The organism is Nonomuraea rhodomycinica (assembly GCF_013363995.1).
Taxonomy (GTDB): Bacteria; Actinomycetota; Actinomycetes; order Streptosporangiales; family Streptosporangiaceae; genus Nonomuraea; species Nonomuraea rhodomycinica.
The window spans coordinates 1,679,372-1,696,290 of the sequence record NZ_JABWGO010000001.1; the positions used below are offsets into that span (position 1 = coordinate 1,679,372).

Consider the following 16,919-nt stretch of genomic DNA (forward strand, 5'->3'; position numbering starts at 1 on the left):
ATTCGTCGGGCGGACGCACAACTGTCGGTGGCCGACTCTATGGTCTTGGATCGTGGACGCGGTACAAGGCACCCTCGACGAGCTCGGCACCCCGCTGAGTGACGTCACGTTCGTCGTCTTCGACCTGGAGACGACCGGCGGCTCGCCGGCCGAGCACCAGATCACCGAGATCGGCGCGGTCAAGGTGCGGGCCGGCGAGGTGCTGGGCGAGTTCTCCACGCTGGTCGATCCGGGCGGCCCGATCCCGCCGTTCATCTCGGTGCTCACCGGCATCACCGACGCCATGGTCGTGGCGGCGCCGCGCATCGAGGCGGTGCTGCCGAGCTTCCTCGAGTTCATCCAGGGCACCACGCTGGTCGCGCACAACGCGGGCTTCGACACCCGCTTCGTCAAGGCGGCCTGCGCCGCCCACGGCTACCCGCCGCCGGCCAACCCGGTCGTCGACACCGTCGACCTGGCCCGGCGGGTGCTGACCCGCGACGAGACGCCCAACAGCAAGCTGGCCACGCTGGCCCGGTTCTTCCGCAGCCCCGCCGACCCGTGCCACCGTGCCCTGCAGGACGCCAGGGCCACCGTGCACGTCCTGCACGGGCTGATCGAGCGGGCGGGATCGTTCCAGGTCCACACGCTGGAGGAGCTGAAGTCGTTCGTCCGCGCCCCCACGCCCGAGCAGCAGCGCAAGCGCCACCTCGCCGAGTCGGTGCCGCACTCCCCCGGCGTCTACCTGTTCGAGGACGAGCGCGGCGAGGTGCTCTACATCGGCAAGAGCACCAACCTGCGCAACCGCGTGCGCTCCTATTTCACCGCCAGCGAGACCCGGCCGCGCATCCGCGAGATGATCGGCATCGCCGAACGGGTCCGCCACATCGTCTGCGCCACGGCGTTAGAGGCAGAGGTGCGGGAGCTGCGCCTCATCGGCGGCGCCAAGCCCCGCTACAACCGCCGTTCCCGCTTCCCGGAGAAGGTCGTCTGGCTCAAGCTCACCCAGGAACCGTTCCCCCGGCTGTCGATCGTGCGCGAGATCAAGGACGACGGCGCCGCCTACCTCGGCCCGTTCGGCAACAACCGCTCCGCCGACGACGCCCGCCTCGCCCTGCAGGAGGCGGTGCCGCTGCGCCAGTGCACCCAGCCGATGACGCTGCGCACCCGCCGGGCGGCGTGCGTGCTGCTGGAGATGGGCCGCTGCGGCGCGCCCTGCGAGGGGCGGCAGAGCCAGGCCGAGTACGCCCTGCACGCCGAGGCGGCGCGCCGGGCCATGACGCTCGACGCCTCGCCCGTCCTGGCCGCCGTGACCGCCCGCATGGAGCGGCTGTCGGCCGAGCAGCGCTACGAGGAGGCGTCGATCGACCGTGACCGGCTGGCCGCGTTCGTCCGCACGGCCGCGCGCATGCAGCGCCTGTCCGCGATCACGCGCATCCCGCAGCTCATCGCCGCCAGCCCCGCCTTCGACGGCGGCTGGGACATCCACGTCATCCGGTACGGCCGGCTCGCGGCGGCCGGGGTCATGCCGCGCGGCGCCCACCCCGTGCCGTTCGTCGAGTCGCTGGCGGCCCGCGCCGAGACCGTCCTGCCGGGGGCGGGGCCGATCCACGCGGCCAGCGCCGAGGAGACGGAGTGCATCCTGCGCTGGCTGGAGTCGCCGGGGGTGCGGCTGGTGGAGGTCGACGGCGACTGGGCGCTGCCCATCCACGGGGCGGCCCGCCACAAGGCCCGCATCGAGCTCGCCTACCGGCCGCTCGCCGCCGATCGCTCCCGCTCCCGCGAGGGCCGGCCCTTGCGCTGACCCGATAGAGTTGGGGCCATGGTCACGGCTATCGTTCACATCAACGCCGAGGTCGACCGCATCCCGGAGGTCGCCCAGACGATCGCCGAGATCGACGGCGTCAGCGAGGTCTACTCCATCACCGGCGAGTACGACCTGCTGGCCATGGTGCGGGTGGCCGCCTACGAGGAGATCGCCGAGGTGGTCCCGGGCCGCATCAACAAGGTCTCGGGCGTGCTGCACACCGAGACCCACATCGCGTTCCGGGCCTACTCCAAGCACGACCTGGACGCCGCGTTCTCGATCGGCTTCACCGAGTCCGACTGAACCGCCGGCCTCCGCCTGCGCTGCCGGCCTCCCCCCGAACCGCCGATCGCTGCCTGAACCTGGGATCTCAGCCTGAACCGGCGATCCCGGTTGGACCGCCGGTCTCACTCGGCTGATCGGGCGGCCCGTCACTCGGTGAAGCCCGGCGCTCCGCCTCCCACTGACCGCCCATCACTCGCTGAAGGACCAGCGGTCCGCCTTCCCTTGACGGCTCAGCATTCGCTGAGGGGCCGACAGTCCGCCTCCCACTGACGACCCACCACTCGCTGAGGGCCCGACGGCCGGCCTCTGCTGTGTCTCTCGCTGGAGGTGCGCCCCGCCGGGCCGCCCTTCTGCGCGCTCCACCTGTGCCGCCGACGTCCGCGCGGCCCGCTGACGTGCAGTCTCACTGTGCGGCCCGTCGCTTGCGGCCTGTCGCGCACTACCCGCTTGGGTGCGTCCCCGTGCGCGGATGCGGCTCGCCACCGTGCGCCGCCTCCGCCCCCGCCCCCATCCGCGCTCTCCCCTGCCGCCCGCCGTTGCACCGCCCGCTGCCGACCGCCAGCGGCCGCGCCGCCCGCTGCTGCACCGCCTGTTGAGACGCGCCTTCTACGCTGCCCGCTTTCGTGCGGCGCTGTTCGGTCGTCGCCGCCCGCGCCCTTCCGCCTCGTACCGCGCCGCCCGCGTCCCCCGGCCTCGTGACGTCCGGCACGATCTTCCCCCCGCCGCCCATAGGACGAGGAGACAGCGCGGGCCCGGGCGGCTGGTGCCGTCCGGGCCCGGGCTGGGCCGCCGGTCCCACGAGACCGGCGGCGGGTGGATCAGTGGGTCAGCGAGCGGTCCTCGCCCGACCCGATCGCGGCGTGCTCGTCCTCGTGGCCATGGCCGTGGCCGTGACCCTCGTCCAGAGCGATCTTCTCGCCACCGTACGCGCGCGACATGCGGGCCCGGAGCTTGCCGAGCGGACCGCGCATGCCCTTCGGCGGGATGCCGGCGCCGTCCGCCTCGACGGGCAGCATCGGCACCGCCTCCTTGCCGCGCACGTGAGCCTCGATGTCGTCCGCCGGAGGCGTGTGGATCTCGATGAACTCACCGTGCGGCAGCCGCTTGATGACGCCCGACTCGACGCCGTGCGAGACGACGGCCGAGTCGGAGCGCTGCAGGCCGAGGCAGACGCGGTAGGTGATGATGTACGCCAGCGCAGGCAGCACGAACACCAGCACCCGGCCGGCGTAGGTGGTCCAGTTGAGCGAGATCTGGAAGTTCGCCGAGAGCTCGTCGTTGGCGCCGAGCAGCCACAGCACGCCGTAGAACACGATCGCCGACATGCCGATCGACGTGCGGTGCGGGTTGTTGCGCGGGCGGTCGGCGACGTGGTGCTCGCGGTGGTCGCCCGTGATCCAGCGTTCGAGGAACGGGTACAGCGCGAGACCGGTCATCACCAGACCCAGCGGCACGAGCGCCGGGATGATCACGCTCAGCGGCAGCGTGCCCGCGTGGGACGTGCCGAAGAGGTTGATCTCCCACGACGGCATGAGCCGCAGCGAGCCCTCCAGGAAGCCCATGTACCAGTCGGGCTGCGAACCCGCCGAGATGTCCGCCGGCGTGTACGGGCCGAACAGCCAGATCGGGTTGATCTGGGTGAACGTCGCCAGCCCGGCGACCACGGCGAACGTGAACAGCGTGTACGCGCCCGCCTTGGCCATGAAGGCCGGGTAGAACGGCGCGCCCACCACGTTCTTGTTGGTGCGGCCCTTGCCCGGCATCTGGGTGTGCTTCTGCACCCACATGAGCACCAGGTGGGCCGACACGAGCGCCAGGATGAGGCCCGGGATGAGCAGGATGTGCAGCGAGTAGAACCGGGAGATGATGTCCTCGCCCGGATACTCGCCGCCGAACAGGAAGAACGTGATGTACGTGCCGACCAGCGGCAGCGAGATCGCCACGCCCTCGGTGATCCGCAGACCGGCGCCGGAGAGCAGGTCGTCGGGCAGGGAGTAGCCGGTGAGGCCCTCGACCAGCGCCAGCGTCAGCAGCAGGACGCCGATCAGCCAGTTGAGCTCGCGGGGCTTGCGGTAGGCGCCGGTGAAGAACACCCGGAGCATGTGCACCATCATGCCGGCGACGAACAGCAGGGCCGCCCAGTGGTGCATCTGCCGCACGAGCAGGCCGCCGCGCACGTCGAAGCTGATCTCCAGCGACGACGCGTACGCCTCGGACATCATGACGCCCTTGAGCGGGGCGTACGAGCCGTTGTAGGCGATCTCCCCCATGCTGGGCTTGAACCAGAACGTCAGGAACGTACCGGTCAGCAGCAGCAGGATGAACGCGTAGAGGGCGATCTCACCGAGCAGGAACGACCAGTGGTCGGGAAAGATCTTCCTCAGGTTGCGCTTGAGGAAGTTGGCCCCGCCGATGCGCTCGTCGAGGAAGTTCGACGGGCCGGCGATGCCCTTGGGTACCGATGTCAGGTCGCTGCTCATGCGTGACCTCCCTTGGCCCTGGCCTCGGCCTCGGCGTCGCCGCGCTCCCAGTAGCTGGGACCGGGGGGCACCGCGAAGTCGCCCTTGGCGATGAGGTAGCCCTGGTCGTCGACCGTGATCGGCAGCTGCGGCAGCGGCCGCGCGGCCGGGCCGAAGATGACCTTCGCGCCGTCGGCGGCGTCGAACGTCGACTGGTGGCAGGGGCACAGGATGTGGTGGGTGGTCTGCTCGTACAGGGCCGCGGGGCAGCCCACGTGCGTGCAGATCTTGGAGTAGGCCACGATGCCGTCGTGCGTCCAGTTCAGGTTGGTGCCCGACTTGATCTCGTCCGGCCGGAACTTGATCAGGATCAGCGTGGCCTTGGCGAGGGCGTTGAGGTCGTGCTGGTAGCCCTCGGGAACGACGGACAGGATGCCGCCCGGCGAGTTGAAGTCCGCCGCGCGGATCGGCTGGCCGGTGCCCTCGACGACGAGGCGCAGCGGCTTGCCCTCCTTGGTCTTCTCGCCCCAGACGGTGTGGCGCAGCGTCTCGTTGAACTTCGCGCCCGGCATCTTCGAGTTGTCGAGGTCGCGCAGGAGGACCAGCGGGATCAGGCCGAGCGGGGCCGCCGCGAGCAGCAGGGTGCGGCGCAGCAGCGGGCGCTTGACGAACCCGCTCTCCTTCGCGCCCTGGAGGAAGGTCTCGGCGACCACCTCGCGGCTGTCCTCGTCGGAGACCATCGGGTGGCGCTCCTGGATGAGGGAGTACTTCGGCATGATCTGGCGGACCCAGACCACGATGCCGACGGCCAGCCCCAGCAACGCGAGCGTGAGGCTGCCTCCCAGCGCGAGGTTGGAGATCGCGGTCTTCTCCGGGCTGCCCACCTGGAACACCACGTAGGAGATGATGAACGCGATCGCCGCCAGGAAGGTGATCGTGAAGCACAGCGCCACGATCTTCTCGGCCTTGCGGGCCTTGGTCTCGTCCTGGTACGTGACGCCGGCGACCTCCGCGTCGCGTGCGGCGGGTCCCCCGTCGCCGAGCATCGAGGTGCCCGGGGCGGGGGTGCCGATGACGCGCTTGGGTACGCGCTCGTCCGGCTGCTCGATCTCGTGCTCGATGTCTGTCATGACTTCTGTCGCTTCTTCGCGGTGATCCAGATGGAGGCGAGTACGAGGGCGGTGATGCCCACGATCCAACCTACGAGACCCTCGGTCACGGGGCCAATCCGGCCCAGGCCGAAGCCTCCCGGGTCCTTCTGCTCGCGCACCTGGGTGATGTAGGCGATCATGCTGCGCTTCTCTTCGGGCGTGATCGTGGTGTCGTTGAACACCGGCATGGCCTGCGGGCCGGTGGCCATCGCCTCGTAGATCTGCGTGGGGGTGGCCTGGTTCAGGTTGGGCGCGTACTTGCCCTGCGTGAGCGCGCCGCCGGCGCCGGCCCAGTTGTGGCACTGGATGCAGTTGGCGCGGAAGAGCTCACCGCCCTTGCCGGCGTCGCCGAGCGCGGGGTCGACCTGCTCCTTGCCGGGCACCTGCGGACCGCCGCCGAGCGACTGCACGAAGGCGCCGATCTGACGGATCTTGTCCGGCGTGACCCAGCCCGCCATCGGCTTGCGCGGCGCCTGGGCGCCGGGGTTGGACGCCGGCATGCGGCCGGTGCTCATCTGGAAGTCGACGGCCGCCGCGCCCACGCCGATCAGCGTCGGACCGGTCGAGGTGCCCTGCGCGTTCATGCCGTGGCAGCTGGCGCAGTGGACCTCGAACAGGCTCTTGCCCGCGGCGACGTCGTCGAGCTTGCCCGAGGCAAGAGCCGCGTCCGCGGGCCGGCTGGCCTGCACGAACGCGGTGTATACCATCCCGACCAGCGCCAACGCCAAAATCAGGACGGCGTATCTCGCGAGGGGATGCCGCCGCCAAGCGGTGATCCTAGTCACAGAGATCCCGTTCCTTAACGAATGATGTAGATGGTCGCGAAAAGACCGATCCAGACGACGTCGACGAAGTGCCAGTAGTAGGACACGACGATGGCGCTGGTGGCCTGCTCATGCGTGAAGCGCTTCGCGGCGTACGTGCGTCCCAGCATGAACAGGAACGCGATCAGGCCACCGGTCACGTGCAGGCCGTGGAAGCCCGTCGTGAGGTAGAACACCGACGTGAATGCGTTGGCGGACAGGGTGGCGCCCTCGCTCGCCAGCTCGCCGTACTCGTACAGCTGCCCGGCGACGAAGACGGCGCCCATCAGGAAGCTGACGAAGTACCAGAAGCGGAGCTTGCCGACCTGTCCCTTCTCAGCGGCCCACACGCCGAGCTGGCACGTCACACTCGACAGCACCAGGATGATCGTGTTGACCGTCGCGAACGGGATGTTCAGGTGAGCGCCCTCGGCCGTCGCGCCCTTCGGCAGCAGCGCAGGCCCCCATTCGAGGCCGTGGCCCTCGCTCACCGACCGGATGGTGAAGTACATCGCGAACAGCGCCGCGAAGAACATGAGCTCAGAGGACAGCCACACGATGGTCCCGACGCTGACCAGGTTCGGTCTACGGGCCGGGTGTGCTGTCGTCGTCGAAGTTATTGCGGATGCTGTCGCCACGGGCAGCATTATTGCGGCTCCGGGTGTCGGTCCGGCGCACGACCCCCCGTTAGCGGGAGTCCGGAGACCATCAAGCTGGGATAATTCCTGCAAATCACGCGCCAGGGGCGGCGGCCTGGGATTGCACGCCGCCGCACCGGTACGATCCCAGGTGACCCTATACCGCTTCGACCGATAGTGAGCGCGACCGTGAGCACCGACGACACCATGAAGGTCCTCGTCTACAGCGACGACGCCACCACCCGCGAGGAGGTGCGGCAGGCGCTCGGCCGCCGTCCGGCCGCCGATGTGCCCTTCGTGGAGATCGTGGAGTGCGCCACCGAGCCCAAGGCGCACCAGTGGCTGGGCTCCGGGGAGATCGACGTGGCCGTGCTCGACGGCGAGACCCAGCCGGCCGGCGGCATGGGCGTGTGCCGTCAGGCCAAGGACGAGGTCTACGACTGCCCGCCGGTGTGCCTGATCATCGCCCGGCGCGACGACCGCTGGCTGGCCGAGTGGTCCAAGGCCGACGCCGTCGTCCCGCAGCCGCTGGAGCCCCTGGTTCTGGCCGACACCGTGGCCGACCTCATGCGCCGCCGCTCCTCCACCCGACTCAACGCTAAGTAGGTGCCCGCCGTGGATGCCCGGACCACCTGGCCCGCCCTGCTGTCGGCGCTCCTCGCCGGCGAGCACCTCACCGCCGACGAGACCGCGTGGGCGATGCGAGAGATCATGTCCGGCTCCGCGACGTCGGCGCAGATCGCCGGCTTCGCCGTCGCGCTGCGCGCCAAGGGCGAGACGGTGGCCGAGGTGGCGGGCCTGGCCCGCACCATGCTGGAGTTCGCCACGCCGCTGAGCGTGGAGGGCCCGGTGGTCGACGTGGTCGGCACCGGCGGCGACCGCGCCCACACGGTCAACGTCTCCACGATGGCGGCAATCGTGGCCGCCGCGGCGGGCGCCCGGGTCGTCAAGCACGGCAACCGCGCGGCCTCGTCCTCGTGCGGCGCGGCCGACGTCCTGGAGCACCTCGGCATCCGCCTCGACCTCACCCCCGAGCAGACCGCCCGGGTCGCCCGGGAGGCGGGCATCGCCTTCTGCTTCGCGCCCGTCTACCACCCGGCGCTGCGCTTCGCCGGGCCGCCGCGCAAGGAGATCGGCGTCCCGACGGTCTTCAACTTCCTCGGCCCGCTCACCAACCCGGCCCGGCCCGCCGCCCAGGCGATCGGCGTCTACGACGCCGGCATGCTGCCGGTGCTCGCGGGCGTCTTCGCCGAGCGCGGGGTGTCGGCGCTGGTGTTCCGCGGCGACGACGGCCTCGACGAGCTGACGATCTCCACCACCTCGACGGTGTGGACGGTCCGCGACGGCGCGGCCACGCAGACCGTGTTCGACCCGGCCGTGCTGGGCATCCCGCGCGCCGACGCGGGCGCGCTGCGGGGCGGCGACGTGGCCTTCAACGCCCAGGCGGTGCGCGACCTGGTCGGCGGGGCGACGGGGCCGGTGCGCGACGCGGTGCTGCTCAACGCCGCCGCCGCGCTGGTCGCGCTCGACGGTCCGGGCGACGACCTCGACTCCGCCATGATCGACGCCTACGCGCGCGCGACGCAGGCGGTCGACTCCGGCCGGGCCGCCGCGACCCTCGACCGCTGGATCGAGGTCAGCTGCGCCGCCTGACCCCCGGCTCAGGGCTCGTGCCCTCGACTGCCTGTGAGGCGCCTGGACGGCCCTCAGCCGCCCGCACGCCCGTTCCCGTACAACGGAGTACCGGGAGCGTCACAGAGCGCCAGGAGGCCCTCTGGCGGCCACGACGCGGCGCCACTGGTCAGGGGCGGGTCAGAAGGTCGTCGTGGGCCCGTCCTTGAGCGAGCTCCACTTCAGCCATTCCTTCCAGTTCTCCTGCCAGTGCCCCCAGCCGTTGGTGGGCTCCAGCACCCGCGGCGACCCCGTGATGATGATCGGGTCGCCGATCAGGGTGTTGTCGAGGAACCACTTGGCGTTCTCGGGGCTGACGTTCACGCACCCGTGGCTGACGTTGGAGTTGCCCTGCGCCCCCACCGACCAGGGCGCGCTGTGGACGTACTCGCCGCTGTTGGAGATGCGGACGGTGTTGTAGACCGTGAGCTGGTAGTAGCCGGGCTCGCCGGGGCCGATGCCGGGAGAGGTCATGACCGTGACGGCCTCCCGCGACATGGCCAGGTGGACGCCGGAGGTCGTGTAGAACTTCCAGGCGCCGCCCTGTCCCGCGCTCATCGGCATGGTGCGGATGACCTTGCCGTCGCGCTTGACGGTCAGGACGTGGTTCTGCGTGCTGCCACGGGTGATCTGCTCGCGGCCGATGCGGAAGTCGAGTCGCACGTCGCGCTTGCCGTACAGGCCCTCACCGCCGCGCACGCCGGCCAGGCGGGCCTCCACGCGCACCTTGGTGCGGGCGGGCCAGTACTCGGTGGGCCGGAAGTCGACGTGCCGGTCGTCGAACCAGTGCCAGGCGCCCTGGACGGGCTTGGAGGTCTGCACGGTGAGGTTGCGCTCGACGGCGATCCGGTCGGTGACCGGCTTGTCGAAGGTGATCATGATGGGCATGCCGACACCGACGGTGAGCCCGGTGTCGTTGCTGTTGGGCGTGATGTAGGCGATGTCGAAGGTGTCCTTCGCCTTGACCGTGGTGAAGGTGCTGGTGCTCTCCTTGCGCTTGCCGTCGGCGTTGACCGCGACGGTCCGCACCGTGTAGGTGGTGCCGGGCCGGGCGGTCTGGTTGCTGCGCCAGCGGGTGCCGTCGTCGCTGATGACGCCGGCCAGGCGGCCGTGGTCGCTGGTGACGTGGACGCTCTTGAGCGTCCCGGAGTCCGCGGCGACGACCACGGTCTCGTCGGTCGGCACGTCGCCGGCGCGGTCACGGGGGGTCACGGCCACGGAGACGTCCGGGGCCGCCGCGGGTTTGACGGTCTGCTTGGTCGCGGTGGTGGCGGTGCAGGCCGTCAGCAGCGACACAGCGATCAGAGCGGCCGATCCATGCGCGAGGTGCCCCACGAGTACTCCCCCGTCCTGTTCGGTCCCTTCGCCTCTTGTCTTACCCTGCGTGATGGATTGGCCACTTCCGCGACGTGGTAAAGATCATCAAAAAGCGGGCGTCCTCCCCCAAGGAGGACGCCCGCTTCGAGACTGGGACCAGACGGCTCGGGTCAGTGCGAGAAGTTGCCCCGGTAGTACTGGAACACGAAGCCGATCATGGCCATGATCACCAGGAAGACCCCGATGATGAACATCCACAGGCCGATGACGAACCCGGCGAAGGCGAAGGCCGCGGCCAGGCAGAGGAACAGCGGCCACCAGCTGCTCGGGCTGAAGAAGCCGATCTCACCGGCGCCGTCGCTGATGTCGGCCTGCTTGTTGTCCTCCGGCTGGGCGCCGATGCGCCGCGCGGTGAACATCAGGTAGTAGCCGATCATGAAGGCGAAGCCGACCGAGATCGCCATGGCGGTGGTGCCGACCGGCTCTCCCCGGCCCGACTCGGCCTTCGTCCAGAACCAGTAGGCGACGTCGACGCCGGCGAAGAACAGGCCGCACAGCAGGAACAGCCAACCCTGGACCTTCATCAGGCCTCGACCTCCTGGGCGGACTTGGCGGACGTGTGAGGATAGTGCAGGTCGAACGCCGGACGCTCCGACCGGATGCGCGGCAGCGAGGTGAAGTTGTGCCGCGGCGGCGGGCAGGAGGTCGCCCATTCGAGCGAGCCGCCGAAGCCCCACGGGTCGTCGACCGTGACCTTGGGCGCCGAGCGCCAGGTCTTCCACACGTTGTAGAAGAACGGCAGCGTGGACGCGCCGAGGATGAAGGCGCCCACCGACGAGATCATGTTGAGGTCGGTGAAGCCGTCGGCCGCGCTGTAGTCGGCGTAGCGGCGGGGGAACCCGGCCACGCCCAGCCAGTGCTGGATGAGGAACGTGGTGTGGAAGCCGATGAACAGCAGCCAGAAGTGCAGCTTGCCGAGGCGGTCGTTGAGCATCTTGCCGGTGAACTTCGGCCACCAGAAGTAGAAGCCCGCGAACATCGCGAAGACGACCGTGCCGAACACCACGTAGTGGAAGTGGGCCACCACGAAGTAGGTGTCGCTGATGTGGAAGTCCAGCGGCGGCGAGGCCAGGATGACGCCGGTCAGACCGCCGAGCAGGAAGGTGATGAGGAAGCCGACCGAGAACAGCATCGGCGACTCGAAGCTCAGATGGCCCCGCCACATCGTGCCGATCCAGTTGAAGAACTTCACGCCCGTCGGCACCGCGATGAGGAACGTCATGAACGAGAAGAACGGCAGCAGGACCTGGCCGGTCGGGAACATGTGGTGCGCCCACACCGTGATGGACAGACCCGCGATCGCGATGGTCGCGCCCACCAGGCCGATGTAGCCGAAGATCGGCTTACGGCTGAAGACCGGCAGGATCTCGGTCACGATGCCGAAGAACGGCAGCGCGATGATGTACACCTCGGGGTGGCCGAAGAACCAGAACAGGTGCTGCCACAGGATCGGCCCGGAGTTGGCCGCGTCGAAGATATGCGTGCCGAGCTTGCGGTCGGCCTCCAGGGCGAGCAGCGCGGCGGCCAGCACCGGGAACGCCATGAGCACCAGCATGCTGGTGAGGAGGACGTTCCAGGTGAAGATCGGCATGCGGAACATCGTCATGCCGGGTGCGCGCATGCAGATGATCGTGGTGATGAAGTTGACCGCGCCGAGGATGGTGCCCAGACCGGACAGCGCCAGACCCATGATCCACAGGTCGCCGCCCATGCCGGGCGAGTAGACCGCGCTGGACAGCGGGGCGTAGCCGAACCAGCCGAAGGAGGCGGCGCCGTTCGGGGTGAAGAAGCCCGACACCGCGATGGTGCTGCCGAACAGGTAGAGCCAGTAGCTCACCATGTTGAGGCGCGGGAACGCGACGTCCGGGGCGCCGATCTGCAGCGGCATCAGCTCGTTGGCGAAGCCCGCGAACAGCGGCGTCGCGAACATCAGCAGCATGATCGTGCCGTGCATGGTGAACAGCTGGTTGAACTGCTCGTTGGTGGTGATCTGCAGGCCCGGCTGTGCCAGCTCCGCCCGCATCACCAGCGCCATGACGCCGCCGATCAGGAAGAAGATGAACGACGTGATCAGGTACAGATGACCGATGATCTTGTGGTCGGTGGAGGACAGCCACTTGGCGATGATCCGGCCCTTGGGTGTGGGCCTGGCCGTCGTCCGGAGGGGCTCTTGGATGGCGGTCACTGGGCGCTCCCAGTCTGGGTCGCGATGTACTGGTCGTACTCAGCCTGCGGAACGAGCTTGACGTTGAACAGCATGCGGCTGTGGTCGACGCCGCAGAGCTCGGCGCAGCGGCCGGCGTAGACGCCGGGCTTGTTCAGCGTGGTGATCTCGAACTTCCGGCCCTTGTCGTTCTCGAGCAGGCCGGGGATCACGTCGCGCTTGAACAGGAAGGCCGGCACCCAGAACGAGTGGATGACGTCCGGGGAGCTCAGGTCGAACTCCACGCGCTTGTTCACCGGCAGGACGAGCTGGGGGCCCTGGTGGTAGTCGCTCACCGGCGTGCCGGTGACGGGCTTGAGCGTCTTGCCGCCGACGACCGTGGTGAAGCGCCAGCTCCACTGGAACGCCTCGACCTTGACCTGCACGTCCGGCTTGCCCGACACGGCGTCCACCTCGCGGGTGTCACGCGCCGTGAAGAAGAAGAACACCGACACCATGACGAGCGGGACCAGCGTGTAGAAGATCTCGATCGGCAGGTTGTAGCGCACCTGCGGAGGCAGCTCCGCCTTGGCCCGCCGCCGGGTGTGGAAGATGCACGCCCAGACGATCAGGACGATGACGACGACACCCGTGGCGAGCGCGGCGATCCAGGCACCGTTCCACAGATTGGTGATGGTGTCACCCTGGGTCGTGATGCTCGTCGGAAGGAGGCCACGAGACCAGTCGGCCTTGGGCACGTCATTAGCACACGCCGTCACGGTGGCCAGCAGCAACGCCAAAGCGGCGGCGCGCGGCACCCCGCGCCGGGCCAACGAACGCCGTGTCGAACGGCGAGTCGGACTCACGGATCGCCTACCCCACAGATGAAGCCCAAGAGTCACTCTTGGGCGCTCGTATTTCCAAATGCACAGCTGATTGCAGACACATTAGCGTGCAGGGGCCCCGCCCTCCCGCGCGGCCCCTCGAATGGCGCGCCCTGACGGGGCCCGCCTCTCCCGGCCGGGATACGGCCGGACGGCCGGCAGCCGGCCGCGAGCGGGTCCGCGCGGGTGGGACGATGGTCTCGTGGCGTACTTCGACGCGGCCTCGACCGAGCCCCTCCACCCCCGGGCGCGCGAGGCGCTCCTGGAGGCGGTCGACGTCGGCTGGGCCGACCCCGCGAGGCCGTACACCCAGTCCCGCCGGGCGCACCTGCTGCTGGAGCAGGCGCGCTCGGAGGTGGCCGAGGTGCTGGGCGCGCGCCCCGACGAGGTGTCGTTCACCTCCTCGGGCACGCAGGCCGTGCATCTCGGCGCCCTCGGCACCCTACACGGCAGGCGCAGGGCCGGACGCCATCTGGTGACCGGCGCGGTGGAGCACTCCAGCGTGCTCCATGCTGCCCAGCTGCACGAACGCGACGGCGGCACGGTCGAGACGGTCGGCGTGAGCCTGACCGGACGGGTCGATCCGGCCGCGTTCGAGGCCGCCGTGGCCCGCGAGGGCACCGCGCTGGCGTGCCTGCAGAGCGCCAACCACGAGGTGGGCACGCTGCAGCCGGTGGCCGAAGTGGCCGAGGCGTGCCGGCGGCACGGGGTGCCGCTGCTGGTCGACGCGGCGCAGACGGCCGGCCGGCTGCCGGTGCCGGCGGGCTGGTCGGTTCTGACGGCCAGCGCCCACAAGTGGGGCGGCCCGGCCGGGGTGGGCGTGCTGGCCGTGCGCAAGGGCACGCGGTTCCGCTCGTTCCTGCCCGAGGACGAGCGCGAGCGCCGCCGCGTGCCGGGCTTCGAGAACGTCCCGGCGATCGTGGCCGCCGCCGCGGCGCTGCGCGCCATGGCGGAGGAGGCGCCCGAGGAGCAGCGGCGGCTGTCGGAGCTGGTCGGGCGGATCAGGGAGACGATCCCGAAGGTCGTCCCGGACGTCGAGGTGATCGGCGAGCCGGTCGAGCGGGCCCCGCACATCGTGACGTTCTCCTGTCTGTACGTGGACGGCGAGGTGCTGCTCGGCGAACTCGACAAGGCGGGATTCGCGGTCTCGTCCGGGAGTTCCTGCACCGCTAGTACGCTTCGTCCATCGCATGTCCTGGAAGCGATGGGCGTGCTCACCCATGGGAACGTGCGGGTCTCCCTGCCCAGGGGCGCCACCGCGGACGAGGTCGATCGGTTCCTCGCCGTGCTGCCCGAGCTGGTGCGCCGGATCCGCCACGACGCAGGAGTCGCATGACCGAGGTCACCGCACCGGCACTGACGATCGACGCGCTCGGGAAGAAGTGCCCGATCCCGATCATCATGCTGGCCGAGCAGATCAATCACGTGCCGCTCAACTCGGTGGTGGCCGTCCTGGCCGACGACCCGGCGGCCTACACCGACGTGCCGGCCTGGTGCCGGCTCAAGTCCCACCGCCACGTCGGCTCGTACGAGCTGCCGGGCGGCGGCTGGGCGATCCACGTGCGGCGCAACTACTGACCTCTCCCCCTGTTTCGTCTGATTCGTCCGGGGATGTGGCATGTGACGCGACCTGGGTAGGGCCAGAGCGGACCGACCGCTGACGAGCACCCCAGGGGGAGAGAGATGACCGCAGGACACCCGCACGAGACCGCGCGCGACGTGATGAACCCGGGCGCCGAATGCCTCCCGGCCCACGAGACGCTCGACCGGGCGGCGCAGCTCATGCGCAACGACAACGTTGGGGCGCTGCCCGTCTGCGATCCGGACGGGCGCGTCGTCGGGATCATCACCGACCGCGACATCGTCGTGAAGTGCATCGCGGAGGGGCGCGACCCCTCCCAGGTACGGGCCGCCGACCTCACGGCGGGGCTGGTGTCGGTGACGCCGGACGCCCCGCTGGCCGAGGCGCTGTCGCGCATGGAGGAGCACCAGATCAAGCGGCTGCCGGTGGTCGAGGGCGACCACGTGGTGGGCATGATCAGCGAGGCCGACCTGGCCAGGCACCTGCCGGACGCGCAGCTCGCCGAGTTCGTCCACCGCGTCTACGCGCGCGGCTGACCCGGGCGGCACCCGGACGACCCGCGGGCGGCGCCGAGGCGCGGCTCGCGGGTCGTCCGCGTTCCAGGGGCCCCTCACAGTTCCAGGGCCTCTTGCTGGAGGGTGCCGGGGCGCCCGTGAGGGGCGCCGCAGGGCGCTCGGGGCTACGGGTGGTGGCAGCGCACGTGGGCGGCCACCTCGGCCGCGGCGTCGGCTCCGTAGGCGGCGGCGAAGCGCTCCAGGAAGACCTTCTGGCCGAGCTCGTACTCCTGGCCGCCGACGTTCTCCAGCACGTGGGTGGCCGTCAGGTTGCCGATCTGGCCGCAGCGCTCCAGCGACAGGCCCCAGGCCAGGCCGGCGAGGAAGCCGGCGCGGAAGGCGTCGCCGACGCCCGTCGGGTCGGCCTTGCCGAGCTCGGGGGCCGGGGCCACGTGGATGGACGGCTCGCCCGCGCGGTCGATGACCGCGCCCTTGGGGCCGAGCGTGGTGACGCGGACGCCGACGCGGGACAGGATCTCGGCGTCGGACCAGCCGGTCTTCTGCTCGATGAGCCCCTTCTCGTAGTCGTTGGAGAACAGGTAGGCGGCGCCGTCGACGAGGTCGCGGATCTGGTCGTCGCCCATGCGGGCGAGCTGCTGCGAGGGGTCGGCGGCGAACGGGATGCCGCGCTGGCGGCACTCGTCGGTGTGGCGCAGCATCGCGTCGGGGTCGTTGGGGCTGACCAGCACGAGGTCGAGGCCGCCGACGCGGGAGGCGACCGGCTGCAGCTCGATGAGGCGCGCCTCGGCCATCGCCCCGGTGTAGAAGGAGGCGATCTGGTTGTGGTGCTCGTCGGTGGTGCACAGGAAGCGCGCCGTGTGGCGGGTCTCGGAGACGTGCACCGAGCCGCAGTCGACGCCGTGGCGCTCCAGCCAGGAGTGGTAGTCGGCGAAGTCGTTGCCGACGGCGCCCACGAGGATCGGGTTGAGGCCCAGGCAGCCCATGCCGAAGGCGATGTTCGCCGCGCACCCGCCGCGACGGATCTGCAGGTCGTCGACCAGGAACGAGAGTGACACCCGGTCGAGCTGCTCGGCGATGAGCTGGTCGCCGAAGCTGCCGGGGAACGTCATCAGTTGGTCGGTCGCGATGGAGCCGGTGACGGCGATGCGCACGGGATTCTTCTTCCTCGTTGTCTGCAAGCCAATTGAGCCCAACGAGAATACGCGAAGGTCCCGCACGCACAAAGGCGAGCGGGACCGTGTCGGTGACGACCCGTCAGGCGACTAGTTGAAGGAGTCGCCGCACGCGCACGAACCCGTGGCGTTGGGGTTGTCGATGGTGAAGCCCTGCTTCTCGATGGTGTCGACGAAGTCGATGGAGGCGCCCATCAGGTACGGGGCGCTCATCCTGTCGGTGACGACACTCACGCCGCCGAAGTCGGTGACGACGTCGCCGTCCATCTGGCGGTCGTCGAAGAAGAGCTGGTAGCGCAGGCCGGAGCAGCCGCCCGGCTGCACGGCCACGCGCAGCTGCAGACCTTCCTCGCCCTGCTGCTCGAGCAGGCTCTTGACCTTGGCGGCGGCCGCGTCGGTCAGGATCAGGCCCTGCGCTGTGGTCTCGCTGCTCTCAACCGTCATCTGCTGACT

The 16,919-nt window shown here is 70.0% G+C and carries 17 protein-coding genes; 7 read left to right on the forward strand and 10 right to left on the reverse strand.

Features of this window, described 5'->3' with window-relative positions; all coding sequences use genetic code 11:
• Window positions 1-52: 52 nt before the first annotated feature.
• Both HT134_RS07740 and HT134_RS07745 read left to right on the forward strand, forming a co-directional pair.
• The gene (locus HT134_RS07740) at window positions 53-1,783 is read left to right on the forward strand and encodes a DEDD exonuclease domain-containing protein (RefSeq protein WP_175599468.1); all 1,731 of its coding nucleotides are present in this window, start codon (window positions 53-55) and stop codon (window positions 1,781-1,783) included.
• An 18-nt stretch (window positions 1,784-1,801) separates the two neighbouring features.
• Entirely contained in the window at window positions 1,802-2,089 is a 288-nt protein-coding gene (locus HT134_RS07745) for an Lrp/AsnC family transcriptional regulator (RefSeq protein WP_175588857.1), read from the forward strand.
• A gap of 800 nt (window positions 2,090-2,889) precedes the next feature.
• Here HT134_RS07745 and qcrB read toward each other — a convergent pair.
• The 4 genes from qcrB to ctaE all read right to left on the reverse strand — a co-directional run bounded on the left by qcrB (window position 2,890) and on the right by ctaE (window position 7,131).
• A complete protein-coding gene (gene qcrB / locus HT134_RS07750; RefSeq protein WP_175599469.1) occupies window positions 2,890-4,551 on the reverse strand; it encodes a cytochrome bc1 complex cytochrome b subunit in 1,662 nt (553 codons plus the stop codon).
• Window positions 4,548-5,660 carry a cytochrome bc1 complex Rieske iron-sulfur subunit gene (gene qcrA / locus HT134_RS07755; RefSeq protein ID WP_175599470.1) on the reverse strand — a complete coding sequence of 371 codons (1,113 nt, stop codon included), beginning with the start codon at window positions 5,658-5,660 and terminating at the stop codon, window positions 4,548-4,550. The genes qcrB and qcrA overlap by 4 nt, the downstream gene beginning before the upstream one ends.
• Window positions 5,657-6,388 carry a cytochrome bc1 complex diheme cytochrome c subunit gene (gene qcrC / locus HT134_RS07760; RefSeq protein WP_246363569.1) on the reverse strand — a complete coding sequence of 244 codons (732 nt, stop codon included), beginning with the start codon at window positions 6,386-6,388 and terminating at the stop codon, window positions 5,657-5,659. Before qcrC ends, qcrA begins: the two co-directional genes overlap by 4 nt.
• A 92-nt stretch (window positions 6,389-6,480) precedes the next feature.
• Window positions 6,481-7,131: an aa3-type cytochrome oxidase subunit III gene (gene ctaE / locus HT134_RS07765; protein ID WP_175599472.1), complete on the reverse strand. Its 651-nt coding sequence runs from the start codon at window positions 7,129-7,131 to the stop codon at window positions 6,481-6,483.
• 198 nt (window positions 7,132-7,329) lie between these two features.
• Here ctaE and HT134_RS07770 point away from each other — a divergent pair, with 198 nt between their 5' ends.
• Window positions 7,330-7,728, forward strand: a complete 399-nt coding sequence (locus tag HT134_RS07770; protein ID WP_175589166.1) for a response regulator transcription factor — start codon at window positions 7,330-7,332, stop codon at window positions 7,726-7,728.
• Between the two features lie 9 nt (window positions 7,729-7,737).
• Window positions 7,738-8,775, forward strand: a complete 1,038-nt coding sequence (gene trpD / locus HT134_RS07775) for an anthranilate phosphoribosyltransferase (protein WP_175599473.1) — start codon at window positions 7,738-7,740, stop codon at window positions 8,773-8,775.
• 159 nt (window positions 8,776-8,934) lie between these two features.
• On the opposite strand, the gene HT134_RS07780 is transcribed toward trpD, so the two are convergent.
• The 4 genes from HT134_RS07780 to ctaC form a co-directional block, all read right to left on the reverse strand.
• A complete protein-coding gene (locus tag HT134_RS07780; RefSeq protein ID WP_175599474.1) occupies window positions 8,935-10,128 on the reverse strand; it encodes a L,D-transpeptidase in 1,194 nt (397 codons plus the stop codon).
• Window positions 10,129-10,280: 152 nt separating this feature from the next.
• Entirely contained in the window at window positions 10,281-10,694 is a 414-nt protein-coding gene (locus tag HT134_RS07785; RefSeq protein ID WP_175588864.1) for a cytochrome c oxidase subunit 4, read from the reverse strand.
• Window positions 10,694-12,355, reverse strand: coding sequence for an aa3-type cytochrome oxidase subunit I (gene ctaD / locus HT134_RS07790; RefSeq protein ID WP_175599475.1), 1,662 nt, complete (start codon window positions 12,353-12,355; stop codon window positions 10,694-10,696). The genes HT134_RS07785 and ctaD overlap by 1 nt, the downstream gene beginning before the upstream one ends.
• Entirely contained in the window at window positions 12,352-13,215 is an 864-nt protein-coding gene (gene ctaC / locus HT134_RS07795; protein WP_446685756.1) for an aa3-type cytochrome oxidase subunit II, read from the reverse strand. Before ctaC ends, ctaD begins: the two co-directional genes overlap by 4 nt.
• Before the next feature lie 184 nt (window positions 13,216-13,399).
• On the opposite strand from ctaC, the gene HT134_RS07800 reads away from it, so the two are divergent.
• The 3 genes from HT134_RS07800 to HT134_RS07810 all read left to right on the forward strand — a co-directional run bounded on the left by HT134_RS07800 (window position 13,400) and on the right by HT134_RS07810 (window position 15,315).
• Window positions 13,400-14,533, forward strand: coding sequence for a cysteine desulfurase family protein (locus tag HT134_RS07800; RefSeq protein ID WP_175599477.1), 1,134 nt, complete (start codon window positions 13,400-13,402; stop codon window positions 14,531-14,533).
• On the forward strand, window positions 14,530-14,775 hold the full coding sequence (locus HT134_RS07805; protein ID WP_175599478.1) for a sulfurtransferase TusA family protein: 246 nt from the start codon (window positions 14,530-14,532) through the stop codon (window positions 14,773-14,775). Before HT134_RS07800 ends, HT134_RS07805 begins: the two co-directional genes overlap by 4 nt.
• A 105-nt stretch (window positions 14,776-14,880) precedes the next feature.
• The gene (locus HT134_RS07810) at window positions 14,881-15,315 is read left to right on the forward strand and encodes a CBS domain-containing protein (RefSeq protein WP_175599479.1); all 435 of its coding nucleotides are present in this window, start codon (window positions 14,881-14,883) and stop codon (window positions 15,313-15,315) included.
• A gap of 143 nt (window positions 15,316-15,458) precedes the next feature.
• Here HT134_RS07810 and HT134_RS07815 read toward each other — a convergent pair whose 3' ends face one another.
• Both HT134_RS07815 and erpA read right to left on the reverse strand, forming a co-directional pair.
• Window positions 15,459-16,445, reverse strand: a complete 987-nt coding sequence (locus HT134_RS07815) for a carbohydrate kinase family protein (RefSeq protein WP_175599480.1) — start codon at window positions 16,443-16,445, stop codon at window positions 15,459-15,461.
• A 111-nt stretch (window positions 16,446-16,556) separates the two neighbouring features.
• A complete protein-coding gene (gene erpA, locus HT134_RS07820; RefSeq protein WP_175588871.1) occupies window positions 16,557-16,910 on the reverse strand; it encodes an iron-sulfur cluster insertion protein ErpA in 354 nt (117 codons plus the stop codon).
• Window positions 16,911-16,919: the final 9 nt, after the last annotated feature.